This window comes from Agarivorans sp. MS3-6 (assembly GCF_054112545.1).
Genome location: NZ_CM134202.1, coordinates 2827369 through 2847042, shown reverse-complemented (window position 1 = coordinate 2847042; position 19674 = coordinate 2827369). Strand labels below are relative to the sequence as shown.

The following is a 19674-nucleotide window of genomic DNA, read 5'->3' as shown; positions in this document are numbered from 1 at the left end:
AAAATGTGTTCAGCTTTTTCTTAATAAAGAAAAAGGGAGATTATTCTACAATTGCCAGAATGTCTGATTCAGACATGATCAGTACTTCTTCACCGTCAACTTTTTCAGTTTTGGTGCCGTATCCTTCATTGAATACAACGGTATCGCCAACTTTAACGTCTAGCGCTTGTAGCGTACCGTTTTCAAGCATACGACCTTTACCTACAGCGAGAACTTCGCCACGGGTTGATTTTTCTGCTGCAGAGCCTGTAAGCACGATGCCACCAGCTGATTTACTTTCTTGATCTTTACGTTTGATGATAACGCGGTCATGCAACGGACGGATATTCATTGCCATCTCTCCTTAAAAAAACAATCTAGTTTCATTTATAGGTCTGTAACCGACGGTTACAAACTTAATCTTGCAAATAAGATGGGGGTCATTACAGGCGCATACAAGGGGGCAGAGCAAAAAATTTTCAGTTTTTTATCTCAAAAACTTACCCAATATCAAAATGAAAACATTTTCAGTAGCAAATTTTACAAAAAAGACTTGAAACCAAATAAAGATTTGAGCAGGATCACACTTACTGGTCTAACAAGATAAATATACCAACAAATTGGCAACAAGCTGATAACAGAAGATTGGTTCTATTTAGCGTAACAGCGGGAGCATCTTAGCATGCAGCAGATCTATATTGCATTTGAGCGTTTAAGCGGATTTCTTACTAAAGAAAAAACGGTTTACTTACCATTTCAAGGTAGTTTTAAAGAAGCTGAAGAACATCTTCGCTCCGACGAGTTTGATTCTTTTCTGTCTACGAGTAAGGGCTTAAACCCTCGAGTGGTTACCACCAAACACTAAAAGAAAGAAAACTTTCTAAAAAAGAAGGGCGCATGCCCTTCTTTTTTCGTTTTAGTCGTCCTTTCTTTCAAACTCACCTTCAATGGTGTTACCGGGCTTATCTTCTACGTTTCCTCCTTTAAGAGGGTTAGCATCTTTAACATCAGCTCCAGCACCTGGTGGCGTTTGAAATTTCACCGATTGCATTTTCAACATTTGTGACTTTAAAACGCGGGAGGCGAGCAAAGCGCGTAGTGGCGGTAATAGGATCATTAAACCAAAAAAGTCGGTGATAAAACCTGGCATCACTAACATTGCACCAGCAACAATTAGCATTAAGCCTTCAATCATTTGCTGAGCTGGCGTTTCGCCTCGCTCCATGGCGGTACGAGCTTGAAATGCTGTTTGTAACCCTTGGCTACGAACTAACGATGCTCCGACCAAGGCGGTTAAGATAGTGAGAGCAATTGCGCTTAGCGCTCCCATTTGGCTACCCACCTGAATTAACACATAAATTTCAGCGTATGACAGGCCCGCAAATAATAAAAATACATATAAAAACAAGGCGTAAATCCTCTGGTAATGGCGAAGCGTAATAAAGGCTTCATCAACTAAGACTAAAATATGAGGGCTTTGCTAGCAAATTTAAAGGTCTAAATCCAATTGCTGCACAAATAATCAGCCTCTATATCTCTTCAAACCCTAGTGTGTAATACCTAACGTCTTTAGTATGGACTCAGCTCAGCGCTTTGCTGCTCCGCCGCTTAAAAAAAACGCGCAGCTTGTGTTAACATTTTGCCACAACTCGGGTCTATCTATCGCTGGCAAGAAAAAATAGACACCAGATAAGAGCGGTAATTGCAGATTAACACTCTTTTTCGGTGGTTAAATCCATTACAGTGTTATTTGCAGCAGTAATATCCCTAGAGATGTCTTGACGCTATTGCGCTGTCAATTGAAACAAGGAGCGAGTGAAAACCTCACATGGCTAAACCAATTTTTACATTACTATTTGCCTTAAGCTTAAGCCTAAGCGCTCAGGCGGAAAACCTATTAGATCAACTGCCCGGTTTAAACACTTCTCCTAGCAGCAACGTGGCTGATTTTTTGCCGGTAGATAGCGCATTTGTTTTTAACTATCTAGAACAAGACCAGCAACTACATTTAAGCTGGCAAGTCGCTGACCAATATTACTTATACCAACAGCAGTTCATCATCACGGTCAATCAACAAGCAATTGAGCTAAGCACTTACTTACCGCCAGGGCAGCCTTATAATGACCCCTACTTTGGCGAAGTGACGATTTACCCTGAGGACATCACGTTCGCTATTCCCTTATCGCTGCTTGATAACGCCAACAAAATCGAAGTCAGCTACCAAGGATGCGCTAAAGCAGGCCTGTGCTACCCACCCGAAACCAAACAAGTATTCCTAACGGTCTCTGACGACACCAATAAGCTTGTAGATACGGCCGAAGCCCCCACCACTAATCAACAAAAAAATGTCGACTCAGTGCCTATCAGCCAGCAATGGGTGCTGGCTGATCGCCTTACCAATAACAACATGTGGTTAAATACATTGTTGTTTTTTGCGCTAGGTATTGGTTTAGCGTTCACCCCTTGTGTATTTCCTATGTACCCGATACTCACGGGCATCATCGCCGGCTCGGGTAAACAGCTCAGCAGCAAGCGCGCATTTAGTTTGTCGATGGCCTACGTTCAAGGTATGGCTCTCACTTTTACCGCACTGGGCCTAGTCGTTGCTAGCGCCGGTTTGCAGTTTCAAGCGGCCTTACAACATCCGGTCATTTTGGCCAGCCTAGCACTCCTGTTTGTTGTGTTAGCCTTATCAATGTTTGGGGTATTTACGCTGCAGCTGCCGAGCTCTATTCAACAAAAACTTAACGGGATCAGTAACCAGCAACAAACTGGTTCGATGTCTGGAGCGGCCATTATGGGCATGATTTCAGGCTTGGTAGCCTCACCATGTACGGCAGCGCCCTTATCGGGCGTACTCATTTATGTAGCCCAAAGCGGTAACATCGCACTAGGCGCAATCACCTTATACAGCTTGAGTTTGGGCATGGGCTTACCCTTATTGATGCTTGGGGCGAGCAGTGGCCGCTTATTACCTAAAGCTGGCGTGTGGATGGAACATGTAAAAAGCTTCTTTGGGGTGATGTTATTAGCCGTCGCCATTATATTGCTTGAGCGCTTTATCTCAGAGCTGTTGGTTCGCGCACTTTGGGCTCTCCTAATAATAGGTGCAAGTGCTTACTACTATCACCAAAACCGACTAACGCTCTTAAGTGCTTGGCAAACCGTTCGTCAACTCTGCTTGCTCGCCATCATGGCGCTGACCTTGTTTTGGGTCGTTCAGCCGCTAATTAGCCCCCCTGCAAACCTAAAACAGGGTGAGTTTATTCAAGTCGCTAACCTTGCAGAAATGCAACAGCAGCTCGATGCCGCAGCCGCTCAAGGCAAACCTGTATTAGTTGATTTCTACGCAGACTGGTGCACCGCTTGTAAGGCCTTTGAAAAAGAAACCTTTCATGATCCCGTGGTAGCGGCACAATTAGCTGAAATGGTGTTGTTGCAAGCCGATGTCACTAAAACCAACGCTACCGCCATCAAACTGCTTAGCCATTACCAAGTGCTAGGCTTACCGACTTTGTTACTGTTTAACACCGCAGGCGAGGAGTTGCACCAAGCTAGGGTCACTGGCTTTATGAATGCAGAAGCTTTTAATGCTCACCTCATACTAAACGGCTTATAACAGACATAAAAAAACCACCTCTCGGTGGTTTTATTATTAACCCATCTCACTAGCTAAATTTGAAACCTTGCACCAAGCCCACTTGCTCTTTGGCAACCGCTTCCAAATCATCACTCGAGCGATTAAGTTCAGTTACCACGGTTAAGTTTTGCTGCGCCGCACTAGAAATTGTTTCCATACTGCAAGACACATCTACTGCTGTCGTTTGCTGTTGACTGGTAGCCACGCTAATCTCTTCGTTTAACAGTGACAAGCGTTCTATATGGGTATTTATCTCAAGAATTTGGCTATTAATCGCCGTCACATTACTGGCATTTAACTCCATACTCTTGTTACATAATTCAATCTCTTTAACGGCCAGTTCAGTATCTTCTTGTAAACCACCGATCATAGTTTGAATCTCAGTGGTAGAAGAAGCGGTACGCTGAGCTAACTGTCTTACTTCATCGGCCACTACCGCAAAACCTCGGCCTTGCTCACCGGCACGCGCCGCTTCAATGGCAGCATTTAGCGCTAATAAGTTAGTTTGCTGAGTAATACCTTCAATCACTTCTAAGATGCCAAATATAGCATTACTACTCTCTACAACATGCTTCACCCGATCTGTTGAGCTAGCAATGTTACTGGCTAATGTTTGATTATTCTCCAAAGCATTTTCAGTTAAGGTAACCCCTTGCTGAGTACTATCGCCAATTTCTCGCATACCTTGGGCTGCAGATTCAGCACGGCGAGCCACATCTTGAATGGCTTGCTCCATCTCTGTCATAGCCGCCGACACGGTAATACATTGGCTGCGCTGCTCATCAAGTTGTTTGAGCATTTCGTTACCATGCTCGCGGTTAACTGTAGAAGCCTGCCCTAGCGCTTCACTTTTATCTCTAATCATCGTTACCGTATCACGTTGCTGATTGATTACCTGATTAAGTTGGCTGCTCAGTAAACCAAATTCATTACCACTCTCGTAGGCACAACGCTGGCTTAAATCCCCTTCGGCTAGATGTTTTAAGGTAAGGATAATTTGTTTAAGTGGCGCTTTAATTAACTGTTGAATAACCAGTCCCATAACGAGGCAAAACAATACCGTGAGAGGAATCACGATCGCGCCGCTACTAATTAACGTTGAGATACTCGCTGAAGCATCTTCAATCTGTTGCTCGGTAGCTTGCTGGCTTTCTGCGTTGAGCAGATTTAAGTTAGCCTGTACCGCATCAAGTTGCTGAGAAATAGAATCTTTCAACTTCATCAGTTTAAACTGCTTAATCAAATACTGTTGGTATTGGCCTAGTAAGCCGCCAAAGGCTGTTAACTCATCCAATAACCACGGAACTTGGGTTACTAACTCATGTTCGCCGCTGGCGGTTTTTAACTCTTTAGCAATAGCAAACTCGCCAAAGTCTTCTTCAACGTATACTTTGGTCTCGCGGTTTTCCGATATCAGTTTCGACACTTCTCTGGGATCAGATGAATTAAGGACGTTGATCGTAGCCAATTGCATAGCCGATAAATCGTTAGTTACCGCCTCTAACATCAGCTTTAATACACCGGTGTCATTTTCATCAAACTGCTGACCTAATAACAAGTTGATTCGCAGTGATATTCCTTGGAAAGTGGCGGTACGCTCAGCTAATGAGGCGCTACTAGAAATGACATCTTGGTGAAGTTCCAATAAGCTTTCGGCATCTTCAAAGAGGGCTTGGTTTTGCTCTTGAACCTGGCTAAAGCTTTCACTTTCAACGCCGTGTTCTGTTAACCAATTCACTAAGCCTGCTTCGGCCTCATGGTAGTCTGCCACCCGCAGCTGATAATCTTGAATAAGCTGATTAACTCGTTGCCCGTCACGCTCTTGAATAGCTTGGTTAAGAACCTGGTCAACCGCCGCTAAACTGCGGTCGAGCTTGTTGGTTTGCTCCATCAATGGAAAAGCCTGTGTGATAACTTCCCCCATCGTTGTCTCGGCCTGCTGCATTTGCTTCCATGCCACTAAACCTAGCGCGAGAACAACAATACATAACAGTGAAAAGGTTGCCAAAATCAATTGGGTTATTGATAATTTTTTCAGTAATAACATCTATTTCTCACTTCTAAATTTGTTTATCACTTCCATATGTAAGCGCTTACATCATAACGATGTGGCTAGTTAATAATCATTATGTTTTCCAGATCAGAGGTTATGAAAATTCACTTTCGGGAGCCAAGCTATAAAATAGTGAAGGTTAAAATCTTGTTAACAAACAAAACAGTGATTGCGCTCACCAAAGCAAAATTAACGTGAAAAAACTCAATTAGAAAAAAACATAACGATGAGTGATATAACAGATCTTCACTGCGCGCTATACAGTGTAGCTAAGGCCAAGTAAGCTAGGCTAAAAATCGCCAATGGAACGCTAAATGCAGCTCGGTAAAATTAATTTAAATCTGCTTAGTGCCCTTTATTACCTCTTACAAGAACAAAGTGTGACTCGCGCAGCCGAAAAAATGCACTTGAGCCAATCGGCGATGAGTAAACACCTAGCCAAGTTGCGTGAAGTGTTTGGCGACCCACTCTTGGTAAGAGTAAAGGGTCAACTGCAAGCCACGCCAAAAGGCTTAGAGCTTAAGGCGCAAGTCGCCCCTTTACTCGACGCCGTAGAAAACTTGTTGCACCAACAAGCTTTTGAGCCCAGCCTGTGCCAACGTACTTTTTGTATTGCCACCTCAGACTACGTTAGCGAGCACTTACTACCAAGAGTATTAGGCGGAATTTATCAGCAAGCCCCCCAACTAAACATTGAACTTTGCAACTGGGACCATACTACCAACCGCTTGCTGCACAGTGGTGAAGTAGACTTAGGCATGACCTTGCCACCACAAGATAGCACCGAATTACATGCCACTACCTTAGGCACCGATCACCTCGTGTGTTTAATGCATAAGCAACACCCTTATTTAGCGTTACCGCAAGCTACTGTGAGTGATTACTGCCGTTATCCCCACGCTATTATTACTACTGGCGCTGACAAAAACTCACATATTGACCGCTACTTGGCCAAACAAGGCCTACAGAGACAAATTCAATTTAGTGCTTCTTCTTATCCTGCGACCGTTCAAATTTTATGCGAGACCCGCTTTATATTGACCCTGCCAGCCAAGATTGCTCAGCAACTGGTGAAGCAAAGACCATTGGCCATGGTTGCCTTGCCTTTTGATGCCAACGATTTTGAGTATTCATTAATTTGGCACCATCGCAATCATCATGATCCTGCTCATAGTTGGTTTAGACAACAGATCCATAAAGCAATGGCTTAAGTGATTAATGGCTAAGAGACTACGATAATGCTTTGTTTAATCCTTCCTGGTTGCGGGTTTCGCTGGCTTTTTAGAACGGGTGAATGGTAATGCCTAGCTTAAGCCAGCCAGCAAAACAGTTTTTAATAAACAGTAAATCAAACGAGGGGCAATGTATGAGTAAAACCAGGAATAGAGAAAACCAACAACTATCCTCAAACTGCCCCAGCTGTGGCACAGAGCTAGCCTGCAGCGCCGACATCGATTGCTGGTGCATGAGCATGCCGGCACTATTACCGGTAAGCGCTGATATGCAGCAACGCGCCTGTTATTGTTCGAGCTGTTTATCTAAAAAACTGGGTGAAAAGCTGCAGGAGCTAATAGCAAACACGCCGCACCGACAAATGCTTGAACAAGCAGCCCGTTATCATCAAGCCGAGGCAGCCTTACAAGCGCACATTGATTACACTATGGTTGATGGCTTAATGGTGTTTAGTGCTTGGTACCACTTAAAGCGTGGCAGCTGTTGCGGCAACGGCTGCAAGCATTGCCCCTACCCTCAATAGGCCTTAACCATTATTACACGCTATTTATTATCAGCCACTCTGTTCGCGCCCAATAACGGGTTGTGTTTGTTAAAGGCTAGATTCGCCAAGCCATAGGCTAAACGCGTGACGCCAAAAAACAGCAGCAAAACCAGGGTAATAATGGCGTATAGCGCGTGTAAATCAATTGACAACTCGGTTAACCATGCCAATGCTTCTGCGCGTATATCTAGCCAATAAAGTAAGCCGTATATTTGATAAAATGAGTGAATAAATACCGCCGCAACAGTGACCAAAGAAATAACCACCGACACCAACCACGAGTAGATACTCAGCAGCCATATTTCAGCGCGGCTTAAGGTGCGCCCTTGGTCTTTAACAAAAACTTGAACTGCGACGAGGGCGGCTAGCATCAAACTTAATATCCCCAAGCAGCTATTTGACGCTAATTCCATGTGCCACACGACCAAACCAAACAGCACAGAGCTACACAGGTACACCACCGAAAACCACAATATATATTTGTTCATCGATACCGAGGCTGCTTGCATGTTTTATCCTTATCGCTGAGTACCACTAGATGTCGCTTTAAAAAGCACCAGTGACCAAGTGAGTCACTGCCTAAAAGCCTAACACTCACCTTTTAGGCTATTTTTAACCCATATCAATGTAGCCTTGTGATTTATTTACCCTGATCACAAATCCAATAACTAATGAATCCAGCGTCGTACTTTTCCTCGCCCTTATTAAATTCCAAAATGGAATACTAGTAAGCACTAAAATTCCATATATATAGTTAGCTTTAGTGATTAGACTAGCGCCAGTTTTCGATTGTTCTCATTTTTCAAGGACCTCCCGTGTTAGAAGCCTTAAGTGCATTACTACTGATTAACCTATTAGGCATGCTAAGCCCAGGCCCCGATATGGTGATGGTATTACGTCATGCCAGTAGTGGTAAACGCCAAGCCGCTTGGTGTGTTCTAGGGGTGTTACTGGGATTCAGTATTCATATTGGTTTAGCCATTGCAGGGCTGTCTATCCTTATTAAGCAATCACCAATGCTGTTTGAAATACTTCGTTGGAGCGGCGCTGGTTTCCTGGTATTTCTTGGCTTAAAAACCCTATTTACTCGTTCAGAGCTACTCGATTTAGCCGCCAACCCGCACCCTAAAGGCAACAAAAAAGTACTCTTAAGTGGCATTGCCTGCAACTTACTTAATCCCAAAATCTTGGTATTTGTGGTGAGTGTATTCAGCCAATTTATTGGTAGCGAAACCCTGCTCAGTCATAAGCTGATTTTAGGCGCCGCGCTGTTATTAGAAACGGCCGTTCTTTGGTATGTTTTAGTACGAATATTGTCGCACCATAAGGTTCAAATTAAGCTACAACGCTATCAGCAATGGGTGAACCGATTTAGCGGTACAACGCTGCTTGGCATGGGAACTTTGCTCGGCCTTCACAGTTAAGCGGTAAGCAAATTGAAACCGTGTCTGCTTGGTGCTATGTTCAAAAAAAAGGCAGATGACCCTCATTATGGAAGATACCTACAAGATCATTATTGCTGATGACCACCCTTTGTTTCGTAGTGCTCTTCAGCAGGCAGTACAAACTGCCGTTCCCGATGCTCAATTACTCGAAGCCGAAAACGTAAATGATTTACTCAAGCTTCTTGATTTGCAGCGCGAACCTGACTTACTGTTGCTTGACTTGAAAATGCCAGGAGCCAATGGTTTTTCAGCGTTTACCCACTTGCATGGCCAATATCCAGATCTACCTATTGTGGTGATCTCAGCCAGCGAAGAAACCAGTGTCGTGCAAAAAGCCAAACAACTTGGCGCTACTGGCTTTATCCCTAAATCAACACCTTTGCAGCAGTTGGTTGCAGCTATTCAACATATTATTGAAGGGGATGATTGGTTCCCCGAAGGAATATCGTTTGCTAACCATGTAGAAGAAGACCCACTGGCAGAACGCTTAGCCAGCCTAACGCCGCAGCAATATAAAGTATTAGTGATGCTTAATGAAGGCTTATTAAACAAGCAAATAGCCTATGAGCTAAATGTTTCAGAAGCCACCATTAAGGCGCATGTTACCGCCATCTTCCGCAAACTAAACGTGAAAAATCGTACTCAAGCAGTCATCGCCTTGCAGCAATTAGAGTTAGAGCCGAGCCCCGACGACAATTCTTTTTAGTAAGAATAGCCCAGCCAAGCGCTGGGCTATTTATTGCCTTACTTTCTCGCCATTAGCCATTAGGTTTTAACCAATAATTAGCCGCCGTTTTACTGTTTAATAACTGCTGACACAATTTCTTTAGCCGCAGCGGTCTTAGAGGTTTACTTAAATAAGCGAAACCTTGAGCGCGCACACGGTCAATAAGATCGGTATGCCGGTCAGCACTAACCACTATCCCATGGCAAGAGAGTTTGCGCTGGTGAATTAATCGCTGTAACGCTTCTAAACCGGTTTTATCGTGGTCTAAATGATAGTCACTTAAAATTAGCTCTGGTGTCCAGCCCCCGTCGATTAACTCTTCAGCCAGCTCTGCATCTTCACAGCACACCACTTCATAACCCCAACGCCCCAACAAGCTTTCCATACCGGCTAGGATGGCCGGTTCATTGTCAATGCATAACACTTTTGCGCCTTGGGTGGTGTTAATATTGTCGTGTTCTTGCGGCCGTTCTTTATGGATATTTAGCGCCTCAACAATCGGTACCGATATGTAGAAAACCGAACCTTTGCCTGGAGTAGACTCAACCCCAATGGGAATTTCTAATAATTCAGCAAACCCCTGTGCAATCGCCAACCCTAAACCCAAGCCTTCTTCACGCGCTTTACCCGACTTATTAAGCTGTTGAAACTCTTCAAAAATTTGTTGTTGCTTACTCTTATCAATGCCCGGACCGTTGTCCCATACTTCTAAACGTAAATAGTTACCTTTCCGTCTAGCACCCAGCAGCACCTTGCCGTCAGGGTTATAGCGCAAGGCGTTAGTTAAGAAGTTTTGCAATATACGCCGCAGCAGTTTGCTATCGCTACTTACCGTCAGCTTACTGGCATACAATTTTAGTTCAACGCCTTGCTGCTGAGCTAACGGTATGAATTCAGCATGAATATGATCGAGCAAATGGCCTATCTCAAATTGCTCATTGCTCACTTCCACGCGGCCTGACTCTAAGCGAGAAATATCCAACAAATCGCTAATAATTTCTTCTGCAGAGTACAAGGATTTATCAATACTGGCGGCTAAAAACTTAGCATCTGTCGCTAAGCTAGACTCAAGCAAAGAGCCTACAAACAGCTTTGCCGCATTAAGGGGTTGCATTAGATCATGACTTACCGCCGCCAAAAAGCGCGATTTAGATTGGTTGGCTTGCTCGGCGGAATCAGTAGCTTGCATTAGCTGCTGGTTGATTGAAGACAGCTGTTGAGTGCGCTGGGCAACCCTCGCTTCTAAAATTTCATTGGCTTGTTTCAACATGTCTTCGGCTTGGCGAAAGGTAGTAATGTCACTAAACGTCATCACATACCCGCCGTTGGGCATCGGATTACCCTGCACTTGGATCACTCGCCCATCACGGCGGATCCTTGAAGACGTATGGCTGTTACCACGGCGTAAATGCTCAACCCTACGCTCAACATGTTCTTCAATGTCGCCGGGACCACATAAGCCATTCACGGCGTTATGCCGAATCACCTCTTCTATCGGTCGCCCCACCACAATCATACCGTTAGGAAACTCAAATAGTTCAGTATAGCGTCGATTCCACGATACCAATTTTAATTCACGGTCAACAATCGCAATACCTTGATCAATATGCTCAATGGCTCCTTGCAACAAGTGCTTATTAAACTGTAATAGCTCTGAGGCTTCTTCGGCGATGGAGGCAAACTCTTCCAGCTGCACCTGCTTGCCCTGCAAGGCAGAGCCCAACACCAAACGCGCAGACGATGAGCCAAATACCCCGCCTAACATACGTTCGGTTTCAGCAATCAGCTCTACTGGCGCTTGTTGGTTAGGACTGAGCTGCACACTGCGCGACGCCGCGTACTTCTGAAAACTTTCGCTAATCCGTTGCGTGCCTAAAAAACGCGATGCCAACATGTGCAACTCTTCCACACTCACCTTAGATTGGTATAGCGCGCCGGCATCATCACTTTTACCATTTTGCCCAACAAAATTACTGGCTTGTAACCACTCAGACACCGCTGGACTAGAAAGTTTCGACACCAGAATATAAGCCGATAAGTTACCCAATAAACTGAGCACTATGCCCCAGTTGTCATTAGAGATAAGCGGGGCATTTTGCCATTGTGGTGCGGTGAGCCATTCAACCACATTAGGCGTCAACGCAACGTTAGGCCACAACAAGGGTAAACTGCCCGTAATATTCAGTAGATTAAGTAGCCAAAGGGTCATGCCAACAATAAGGCCTGCATACACACCCGTGCGATTACCCTCTCGCCAGTACAAGCCAAATAACAGCGGAATAGCTAATTGCGCTATCGCGCCAAAAGACAAAAATCCAATGTCGGCCAGATTAGCTATCTCGCCGAGCATTAAAAAGGTGCCCCAAGCGAGCAACAGAATAACCAAAATAGTGGTGCGGCGAACGTTCAGCAATAGCTCACTAAACTGGGCAAAGTTGCGTCGATTCAACCCTCCTTTTTTTAACAATAGCGGCAACACCAAATCGTTACTCACCATAATTGCCAAGGCAATGGTAGAAACCACAACCATGCCACTAGCGGCTGAGGTTCCCCCCAAAAAGGCTACCATGCCCAGAAAATCATGCCCCGCTTGCAAGGGTAAACTAATCACAAAGTTATCGGCTGGCGTGCCTGCGGGTAACAAATAATCGCCCGCAAAGGCAATCGGTAAAACAAAAATAGCCAACAACAATAAGTAGCTAGGAAATAGCCAACGGGCGGTATGTAAATCACTCAGTTGATTGTTCTCAACCACGGTCACATGAAACTGCCTAGGCAAACATATCACGGCGGCAATCGCCAATAAGCTGGCCACCAGCAAATCACTCACATCGGCGATACTGATTTGCTGCCATTTAAGCGCTAAAGACTGGCTCACGTTTTGCTGCGCGGCTAAGGGTAAATCCCACAAGATTGATACCGCCAACAAGCCAACACACACAAAAGCCACCAACTTGACCAAGGATTCAAATGCAATGGCTACAATCACCCCTCGGTGGTGTTCAGTTGCATCTATATGTCGAGTACCAAACAGCATGGTGAAAATCGCCAACGCGATACTCACAAACAAGGCGATTTGTGAGCTACTGCCCTTACCCACCGCTTCTCGCATGGCATCTCCGCCAAACAGATCTAACCCCATCACAATGGCTCGAAGCTGCAATGCAATATAGGGTAAAACACCAACAATACAGATCAGAGAAATAACCACGGCAAGGGTTTGCGACTTGCCGTACCGAGCGGCAATAAAGTCTGCAATGGTGGTGATATGCTCGCGCTTGGCAATTAAAATTATCCGCGCCAGTAACTTCCAGCCAAACAAAAACAGCAATAAAGGGCCAAGGTAAACCGGAATAAAAGACAGTAGATTTTGATTGGCTTGGCCTACCGTGCCGTAAAAAGTCCACGAGGTACAATAAACCGCGATTGAAAAGCTATAAAAAGCCGGCTGCCACCTCAACCTAGCGCTAGAAATTTTATCGGTATAATAGGCAATGAAAAACAACACCCCTAAATACGCCAAAGAAAGGGGAATCACCAACCAACCTTCACTCACCATTTGCATATTGAATCAGCTTCCTTTTGATTCACAGTAGGGCCTAATGTACAGCGTGTACAGGGCTTACAACTCTCGTTTAGACTAAAGTCGTCTAGGTTAAGTTAGCAAAAAACGACATGCTTATCTGTGATAAATACGTAGACTTAGCAACCTTAAAGGCGGGAACATGAGTACCGATTTTAACTTCCAACACCCACCTTTTGATCAACTAGAACCCAGCCAGCGACAACTGGTATCAACCAGTCTAGATATACACTATTTTCAAAGCCAACAAAAAATAGTGACCGCTGGCGCGCAAGCATCTTCATTATTTATCGTCATTAAAGGCCAAGTAGAAGAACGAGCAGACAATAACGACGAGGTATTTGCTCACTACACGGTAGAAGATTGGTTTGACGTTCGCTCGCAGTTTGGTGGCTATGCTAAACACGACTACGTGGCCCTAGAAGAAACCCTTTGTTATGCCCTGCCCAGTCAGATATTTCGCCAACTGGTCAGTGAAAACAGTGACTTTGGCGACTACTTTCAACGCGATTTAGCCTCTCATCATCAACTAATTGAATCACGTGAGGGTAATAAAAATCTGGCCGAGTTTATTCTTACCACCATTGATGAGCGCAATGTACAACCCGCCGTAGTCATCGAAGGGGAAACGTCACTGCAGCAAGCCACCATGATCATGCGCGAACAAAAGCTAGAATCATTACTGGTGAATCACGACGGCTGTTTTGGCATGTTAACGGGTACCGATTTATTACACGCTGCGGTACTGGTTCACCAGTCTTTAGATACACCGGTCAGCCAGTTAGCAAACTTCAATTTGATTAGCGTAAACAAAGGGGATTTTCTGTTTAACGCCATGCTGCTGATGACCCGCAATAGCATTGAGCGTGTGGTCGTGAAAGATAGCCAAAAAATCATTGGTATCTTAGAGATGGCTCACCTTCTCAGTTTATTCTCAACCCACTCACATGTATTGGCCCTAAGAATAGCCCGCGCATCCAGCATAGAAGATTTAGAAGAAGCCGCCCTTACTCTCAATAAACTGGTAGAGAACCTCTGTAACAACGGTATTCGTACTTTATTCATCATGAAACTGCTTGCCACCATGAACGAGCAAATCATTAACCGGGTGTTCGATTTGTCCGTCGACAGCCAGCACCATAGCCACGTTTGTTTAATGGTGATGGGCAGTGAAGGGCGTGGCGAGCAAATCGTAAAAACAGACCAAGATAACGGCTTAGTCATCGAAGATGGCTACGATTGGCCAGAAAAACAACAGCAACTCGCGCAGTTTAGTGAGTACTTGCTTAAGCTAGGTTACCCGCAATGCCCAGGCAACATCATGGTCAACAATCCACAATGGGTACAAACACAAAGCCAATGGAGTGCCACCATTGCCGATTGGATAGAAACCGGGCACGGCGAGGCCATGATGAATTTAGCCATTGTGCTCGACGCGCATGCTATTGCGGGCAATAAAAGCTTAATCCGCCGCTTGCGCAAAGACCTAATGAGTCAAATGGCCAATCGCAGTGTCACTTTGGCATTCTTCGCTCAACCGGCACTGAAGTTTCATACTCCGCTCACCTTATTTGGCAACATCAAGTCAAAACAAGCCGGTTTAGACATCAAAAAAGGCGGTATTTTTCCGATCGTTCATGGGGTGCGAGCACTCGCATTAGAAAAATCGATTAGCCCAACCAATACCCTTGAGAGAATTGAGCAATTAGCGCAACTCAAGGTACTTGATGCCGATGTAGCCGCCAATCTTACCGAAGCCTTGCTACTCTTCTTTAAATTAAGGATTCAGCAACTATTTCCCGCCGACGAGCAGCAAGATTACCATGTGCTAAGAGTCGACCAGCTAAACCATAGTCAGCGAGACTTACTGAGGCATGGGCTGCATGTAGTGAAAAAATTTAAACAGCAGCTAGCGCTACATTTTAATATTCGTGATTACTAGGCTTAAGCATGCTGCGACGCTACCTATATAAACGAAAATTTAAACACAGCCCCTATGCCGACTTGTTCCAAAGGTATCAAGGTAATGAATGTGTCGCTCTAGATCTAGAAACCACCAGCCTAGACACCAAACTTGCAGATATAGTGTCAATTGGCGCAGTCATCATTAGCAAAAATACTATATTAGCCAGCCAATCTTTTGATGCCAAAGTTCGCGCCACCGACAAACTGGCGGGCGACTCGATAAAAATTCACCGTTTAAGGCATAGTGATCTGATGCAAGGCTGCAGTATTGAAGAAGCCTTGCCGGCGTTACTCAAGTTTATCGGCGCTCGACCTCTCGTGGGCTACAACATTGCTTACGACCAGCGCATTCTTAACCGCCACTGTCAAAGCTTGTATGGTTTCAAATTAGTCAATCCACTGATTGATGTAGGGCGCATGTTTGCAGATAAAGTGCATGTGGAACATGTGGGTATTAGCCCCAATCTCGACCTTGAACACATTTGTAGCAGCTTAAACATTCCCCTTTTAGGACGTCATCAAGCCATCGATGATGCGATTACCGCCGCTATGATTTACTTACGGCTAAACCTTGGCCCGCGCCCCACTAGCGCCACGCCAAAACACCGCAGTTAAGCGAGCCTTAACCGGGCCCATCAATATGGCCGATAACCGCCTCTTTCAATCTATTGATTGCTGATCAACAAGCATGAGTTTCATAGTAAATTCCACAACATCCCCTTCAATCACAAGTTTAGAAACTGCCTCCATTCTGCGCTAGTAGCAGTGCCCGTAATTAGATAGCTTTAGGCCATCGGATTGAATAAATGGAAATACCAATGAAAAAAGCCGCGTTACTATTACTCCTTTGCTGTTCCTCGCTATCAGCCAACCAAGAAAATCAAGACACCTTAGCCAAGAGCGGAGCCCTAAATAGCAGCAAAACACCGCTATTTGGCGCAGAAGTCTACAGTAACGACAAAGTGCTTTATGGCAAATTTGTGGTAAGAATGAAACTCGTCTCGGAGCCAGGCGTCGTATCGTCATTTTTTACCTACGACAATGAATCGTGGCAAGGCAACGGCATTCCTTGGAGCGAAATTGATTTTGAAGCCATTGGTAAAACGCCTCAGCAATTACAAACCAACTTAATCACCGGAAAACTTAACAAACGTAAGCACAGCGAAAAAAATCACAACGTCCCTCAGCTTGAAGAATTTGTTGAATACGCCATCACTTGGACTCCCGATGAAATCATTTGGCAAGTAGACGGTGAAACCATTCGCCACGACACCGCAGAACGTTCGAAACAAGTGGTGGCAATGCGCGATATTCCACAAAGCTACCGCATGAATATTTGGATTTCTGAAGCGGTAGGCTGGGTGGGACGTTTTGACGCTGCCAGCCTCCCCCTTCACCAAGTGGTCGACTGGATGGAGTATTACGAGTACCAAGATAATGGCGACTTTTCTCTCGCTTGGCGCGACGATTTCAATACATTTAACGACAAACGTTGGGGTAAAGGTGATTGGGGCTTTGAGTCTAATCTGGTGACCTTTTCTCCAGATAACGCGGCAATTGTTGATGGACACTTAGTGCTCAGCTTATCAGCCAAAGGCATGAATATCGATTACTCGGCGAAATAGCCTCGCCAAGCTAAAGGCGCAATTGAGCGCCTTTCACTCTTCCTTCAGAGCAATTTTCCGCTGACACGGTGACCTTTTTTAGCGCCAATTAATCTGCAAAGCGTCGTACCTAAGTAGTTAGTTTTATCGGCTTGCTGATCTGACCAGTGAGCCGCTTCCGCGTTTATTCGTTAAATGGCCGTGAGCCGCCTCTCAGTTTTGTTGTGCAACAACAAACACCACTTTGATTAATAAAGCATTTTACTATTATTCACAAATAATTAACCAAAAGTCTAATTGTCGACAACCTGTGTCAGTGCGAGTCTTATATCAAAATCCGAGACGTCATTGACGATATCCCGCCTCTAACGAGGAAGCAAGGAGTGGAACATGAGTGAACACAAGCTGTACCCGGTGAAACCTAATATTGCAGAAAACTGCTTAATAGACGACCCAACGTACTTAGAAATGTATCAGCAGTCGGTTGAGCAACCTGATCAATTTTGGGGTAAACATGGTAGTGAGTTACTCGACTGGATTAAGCCGTTTGAAACAGTAAAAAATACGTCCTTCGATCCGGGCCACGTTAGTATTAAATGGTTTGAAGATGGCTTGCTCAATGTGAGCGCCAACTGCATCGACCGCCACTTAAAAGAACGGGGTGACGAAGTCGCCATTATCTGGGAAGGCGACAGCCCAACAGAAGACAGTAAACTCACCTATAACGAGTTGTATGAGCAAGTGTGTAAGTTTTCAAACGCACTGAAAGCCCAAGGGGTTAAAAAAGGCGAAGTGGTGTGTTTATACATGCCAATGGTGCCTGAAGCAGCAGTAGCCATGTTGGCTTGTACCCGCATTGGGGCTGTGCATTCAATTGTATTTGGTGGTTTCTCGCCAGAGGCCCTAGCTGGGCGCATCATTGATTCTAATTCTAAGTATGTCATTACCGCTGATGAAGGCCTACGAGGTGGCCGCGGAGTGCCGCTAAAAGCCAACGTAGACCAAGCTTTAGAACACCCTGAGTGTGAGTTTGTTAAAAGTGTAGTGGTGCTAAAACGCACTGGGGGCGAAGTTAACTGGACCCAAGGTCGCGATGTGTGGTGGCACGACATTACCGCCGATCAGCCGGCAGACTGTCCACCAGAAGCAATGAATGCTGAAGACCCACTGTTTATCTTGTACACCTCAGGCTCAACCGGCAAACCCAAAGGCGTATTGCATACCACTGGTGGGTATTTACTGTATGCCACCATGACCTTTAAATACGTGTTTGATTACCATCCTGGTGATATCTACTGGTGTACGGCAGATGTAGGCTGGATCACTGGTCACAGCTACTTGGTATATGGCCCCTTAGCCAACGGCGCAACCACTATTTTGTTTGAAGGTGTACCTAACTACCCCACATCTGCCCGCATGAGTGAAGTGTGCGACAAACACCAAGTCACTATTTTATATACTGCACCAACGGCAATACGTGCATTGATGGCACAAGGTGATGCTGCCATTGAGGGCACTAAACGTAGCAGCCTGCGCATTATGGGCTCGGTAGGCGAACCGATTAACCCCGAAGCGTGGGAATGGTATTACCGTACTATTGGCGATGAACGCTGCCCAATTGTAGACACGTGGTGGCAAACCGAAACCGGCGGCATATTAATTACGCCTCTGCCTGGGGCAACCGCCCTTAAACCGGGTTCAGCAACTCGACCCTTCTTTGGCGTGCAACCCGCCTTAGTGGATAACGAAGGCAATGAGCTTGAAGGCGCCACTGAAGGCAATTTAATTATTAAAGACAGTTGGCCAGGCCAAATGCGCACCGTTTACGGTGACCATGAACGCTTTGAGCAAACTTACTTTTCTACCTTCCCGGGCACTTACGTGACGGGGGATGGTGCCCGCCGTGATGAAGATGGTTATTTCTGGATCACCGGCCGAGTCGATGACGTATTAAACGTCAGTGGTCACCGCATGGGAACCGCTGAAATTGAAAGCGCATTAGTGGCTCACCCTAAGATTTCTGAAGCCGCTGTGGTAGGTGTGCCGCATGAGATTAAAGGCCAAGGTATCTATGCATACATCACCCTAATGGCAGGCGAAGAAGCCAGTGCCGAGCTACATAAAGAAGTAAAAGCTTGGGTACGTAAAGAGATTGGGCCTATTGCCACCCCCGATATCTTGCATTGGGCTGAAGCCTTACCTAAAACTCGCTCGGGTAAAATTATGCGCCGTATTCTGCGTAAAATTGCCACCAATGAAACCGACTCGTTGGGCGACACTTCAACCCTTGCCGACCCCTCGGTAGTAGATAGGTTAATTCAAGAAAAATCCAATGCCGCTTAATTAAGCATCAGTAAGAAAAGCCGCTATTGTTAGCGGCTTTTTTGTTTTAAACATGTGGTAACAGTCTACTTAGATCAAAATAATTATTTGCATCTGCCGATAGACTACGGTGAACTAGACCAATGCTGTATTTAACTTCATTAAAGGGAACACTATGAAGATAACTAAATTACTAAGCTGTTTTTGGCTATGTAGTGTCTTAACTATCACTGCCAGCCATGCCTCTGAACGCGCGGATACCGCTTGGCGGAATGTACAGCAACAAGATGCACTGCTCATTGACGTGCGGTCCGAGGGAGAGTTTTCCCAAGGGCATATCGATAAAGCCTATAACATTCCCCATACGGTGATTGCCGATCAAATTGCGGCAATCACCAAAGACAAAAACCAAGCAATAGTGGTGTATTGCCGCTCTGGAAATCGCTCTGGTTATGCTTTACAGGTATTACAAGCAATGGGTTACCAGCATGTAGTGAACGGCGGCGGGCTTAACGAAATGATGGCCTCACAACCTAAATAGCGAAGCCCATTAGCGCAGACTATTCGTTATCAAACGCC

At 45.3% G+C, this 19674-nt stretch carries 16 protein-coding genes and 1 pseudogene; 12 read left to right on the top strand and 5 right to left on the bottom strand.

All coding sequences use genetic code 11. The features are described 5' to 3' along the window. Positions 1-40: 40 nt before the first annotated feature. Positions 41-331 carry a co-chaperone GroES gene (locus ACVFI8_RS13150; protein ID WP_248713037.1) on the bottom strand — a complete coding sequence of 97 codons (291 nt, stop codon included), beginning with the start codon at positions 329-331 and terminating at the stop codon, positions 41-43. A gap of 330 nt (positions 332-661) precedes the next feature. On the opposite strand from ACVFI8_RS13150, the gene ACVFI8_RS13145 reads away from it, so the two are divergent. Further along, on the top strand, positions 662-844 hold the full coding sequence (locus ACVFI8_RS13145; protein ID WP_248713038.1) for a hypothetical protein: 183 nt from the start codon (positions 662-664) through the stop codon (positions 842-844). A gap of 51 nt (positions 845-895) precedes the next feature. On the opposite strand, the gene ACVFI8_RS13140 is transcribed toward ACVFI8_RS13145, so the two are convergent. Next, entirely contained in the window at positions 896-1387 is a 492-nt protein-coding gene (locus ACVFI8_RS13140; protein ID WP_248713039.1) for an FxsA family protein, read from the bottom strand. A 216-nt stretch (positions 1388-1603) separates the two neighbouring features. On the opposite strand from ACVFI8_RS13140, the pseudogene cutA reads away from it, so the two are divergent. Beyond that, a pseudogene (gene cutA / locus ACVFI8_RS13135) lies at positions 1604-1672 on the top strand (divalent cation tolerance protein CutA); the annotation flags it as partial. A gap of 135 nt (positions 1673-1807) precedes the next feature. Further along, positions 1808-3598: a protein-disulfide reductase DsbD gene (locus tag ACVFI8_RS13130; protein ID WP_457871566.1), complete on the top strand. Its 1791-nt coding sequence runs from the start codon at positions 1808-1810 to the stop codon at positions 3596-3598. Positions 3599-3647: 49 nt separating this feature from the next. On the opposite strand, the gene ACVFI8_RS13125 is transcribed toward ACVFI8_RS13130, so the two are convergent. Next, positions 3648-5666, bottom strand: coding sequence for a methyl-accepting chemotaxis protein (locus tag ACVFI8_RS13125; RefSeq protein WP_248713041.1), 2019 nt, complete (start codon positions 5664-5666; stop codon positions 3648-3650). A gap of 320 nt (positions 5667-5986) precedes the next feature. On the opposite strand from ACVFI8_RS13125, the gene ACVFI8_RS13120 reads away from it, so the two are divergent. Continuing rightward, positions 5987-6883, top strand: a complete 897-nt coding sequence (locus ACVFI8_RS13120) for a LysR family transcriptional regulator (protein ID WP_457871565.1) — start codon at positions 5987-5989, stop codon at positions 6881-6883. A gap of 155 nt (positions 6884-7038) precedes the next feature. Then, positions 7039-7428, top strand: a complete 390-nt coding sequence (locus ACVFI8_RS13115; protein WP_457871564.1) for a DUF5522 domain-containing protein — start codon at positions 7039-7041, stop codon at positions 7426-7428. A gap of 20 nt (positions 7429-7448) precedes the next feature. Here ACVFI8_RS13115 and ACVFI8_RS13110 read toward each other — a convergent pair whose 3' ends face one another. Then, positions 7449-7958 carry an ABZJ_00895 family protein gene (locus ACVFI8_RS13110; RefSeq protein ID WP_457871563.1) on the bottom strand — a complete coding sequence of 170 codons (510 nt, stop codon included), beginning with the start codon at positions 7956-7958 and terminating at the stop codon, positions 7449-7451. 306 nt (positions 7959-8264) lie between these two features. On the opposite strand from ACVFI8_RS13110, the gene ACVFI8_RS13105 reads away from it, so the two are divergent. Both ACVFI8_RS13105 and ACVFI8_RS13100 read left to right on the top strand, forming a co-directional pair. Next, on the top strand, positions 8265-8873 hold the full coding sequence (locus ACVFI8_RS13105; protein ID WP_248713045.1) for a LysE family translocator: 609 nt from the start codon (positions 8265-8267) through the stop codon (positions 8871-8873). Between the two features lie 64 nt (positions 8874-8937). Next, positions 8938-9600 (top strand): response regulator, encoded by a 663-nt coding sequence (locus ACVFI8_RS13100; protein ID WP_371923140.1) that lies wholly within the window; start codon positions 8938-8940, stop codon positions 9598-9600. 52 nt (positions 9601-9652) lie between these two features. On the opposite strand, the gene ACVFI8_RS13095 is transcribed toward ACVFI8_RS13100, so the two are convergent. Beyond that, positions 9653-13186: a PAS domain-containing hybrid sensor histidine kinase/response regulator gene (locus tag ACVFI8_RS13095; protein ID WP_457871562.1), complete on the bottom strand. Its 3534-nt coding sequence runs from the start codon at positions 13184-13186 to the stop codon at positions 9653-9655. Between the two features lie 160 nt (positions 13187-13346). On the opposite strand from ACVFI8_RS13095, the gene ACVFI8_RS13090 reads away from it, so the two are divergent. The 5 genes from ACVFI8_RS13090 (at position 13347) to ACVFI8_RS13070 (ending at position 19636) form a co-directional block, all read left to right on the top strand. Beyond that, positions 13347-15146 carry a DUF294 nucleotidyltransferase-like domain-containing protein gene (locus ACVFI8_RS13090; protein WP_457871561.1) on the top strand — a complete coding sequence of 600 codons (1800 nt, stop codon included), beginning with the start codon at positions 13347-13349 and terminating at the stop codon, positions 15144-15146. A gap of 8 nt (positions 15147-15154) precedes the next feature. Further along, entirely contained in the window at positions 15155-15784 is a 630-nt protein-coding gene (locus ACVFI8_RS13085; protein ID WP_457871560.1) for a 3'-5' exonuclease, read from the top strand. A gap of 203 nt (positions 15785-15987) precedes the next feature. Continuing rightward, complete coding sequence (locus ACVFI8_RS13080; RefSeq protein ID WP_457871559.1) at positions 15988-16794, top strand: family 16 glycosylhydrolase; 807 nt, start codon at positions 15988-15990, stop codon at positions 16792-16794. A 369-nt stretch (positions 16795-17163) separates the two neighbouring features. After that, positions 17164-19116, top strand: coding sequence for an acetate--CoA ligase (acs, locus tag ACVFI8_RS13075; RefSeq protein ID WP_248713051.1), 1953 nt, complete (start codon positions 17164-17166; stop codon positions 19114-19116). Positions 19117-19270: 154 nt separating this feature from the next. Continuing rightward, positions 19271-19636, top strand: coding sequence for a rhodanese-like domain-containing protein (locus tag ACVFI8_RS13070; protein WP_248713052.1), 366 nt, complete (start codon positions 19271-19273; stop codon positions 19634-19636). Positions 19637-19674 lie beyond the last annotated feature (38 nt).

Bases quoted from the DNA above. Each gene is read 5' to 3' on its own strand.
- ACVFI8_RS13090 (WP_457871561.1), top strand. From the start codon at position 13,347: ATGAGTACCGATTTTAACTTCCAACACCCACCTTTTGATCAACTAGAA.
- ACVFI8_RS13115 (WP_457871564.1), top strand. From the start codon at position 7,039: ATGAGTAAAACCAGGAATAGAGAAAACCAACAACTATCCTCAAACTGC.
- ACVFI8_RS13085 (WP_457871560.1), top strand. From the start codon at position 15,155: ATGCTGCGACGCTACCTATATAAACGAAAATTTAAACACAGCCCCTAT.
- ACVFI8_RS13145 (WP_248713038.1), top strand. From the start codon at position 662: ATGCAGCAGATCTATATTGCATTTGAGCGTTTAAGCGGATTTCTTACT.
- acs (WP_248713051.1), top strand. From the start codon at position 17,164: ATGAGTGAACACAAGCTGTACCCGGTGAAACCTAATATTGCAGAAAAC.
- ACVFI8_RS13120 (WP_457871565.1), top strand. From the start codon at position 5,987: ATGCAGCTCGGTAAAATTAATTTAAATCTGCTTAGTGCCCTTTATTAC.
- ACVFI8_RS13150 (WP_248713037.1), bottom strand. From the start codon at position 331: ATGAATATCCGTCCGTTGCATGACCGCGTTATCATCAAACGTAAAGAT.
- ACVFI8_RS13070 (WP_248713052.1), top strand. From the start codon at position 19,271: ATGAAGATAACTAAATTACTAAGCTGTTTTTGGCTATGTAGTGTCTTA.
- ACVFI8_RS13080 (WP_457871559.1), top strand. From the start codon at position 15,988: ATGAAAAAAGCCGCGTTACTATTACTCCTTTGCTGTTCCTCGCTATCA.
- ACVFI8_RS13095 (WP_457871562.1), bottom strand. From the start codon at position 13,186: ATGCAAATGGTGAGTGAAGGTTGGTTGGTGATTCCCCTTTCTTTGGCG.
- ACVFI8_RS13110 (WP_457871563.1), bottom strand. From the start codon at position 7,958: ATGCAAGCAGCCTCGGTATCGATGAACAAATATATATTGTGGTTTTCG.
- ACVFI8_RS13125 (WP_248713041.1), bottom strand. From the start codon at position 5,666: ATGTTATTACTGAAAAAATTATCAATAACCCAATTGATTTTGGCAACC.
- ACVFI8_RS13130 (WP_457871566.1), top strand. From the start codon at position 1,808: ATGGCTAAACCAATTTTTACATTACTATTTGCCTTAAGCTTAAGCCTA.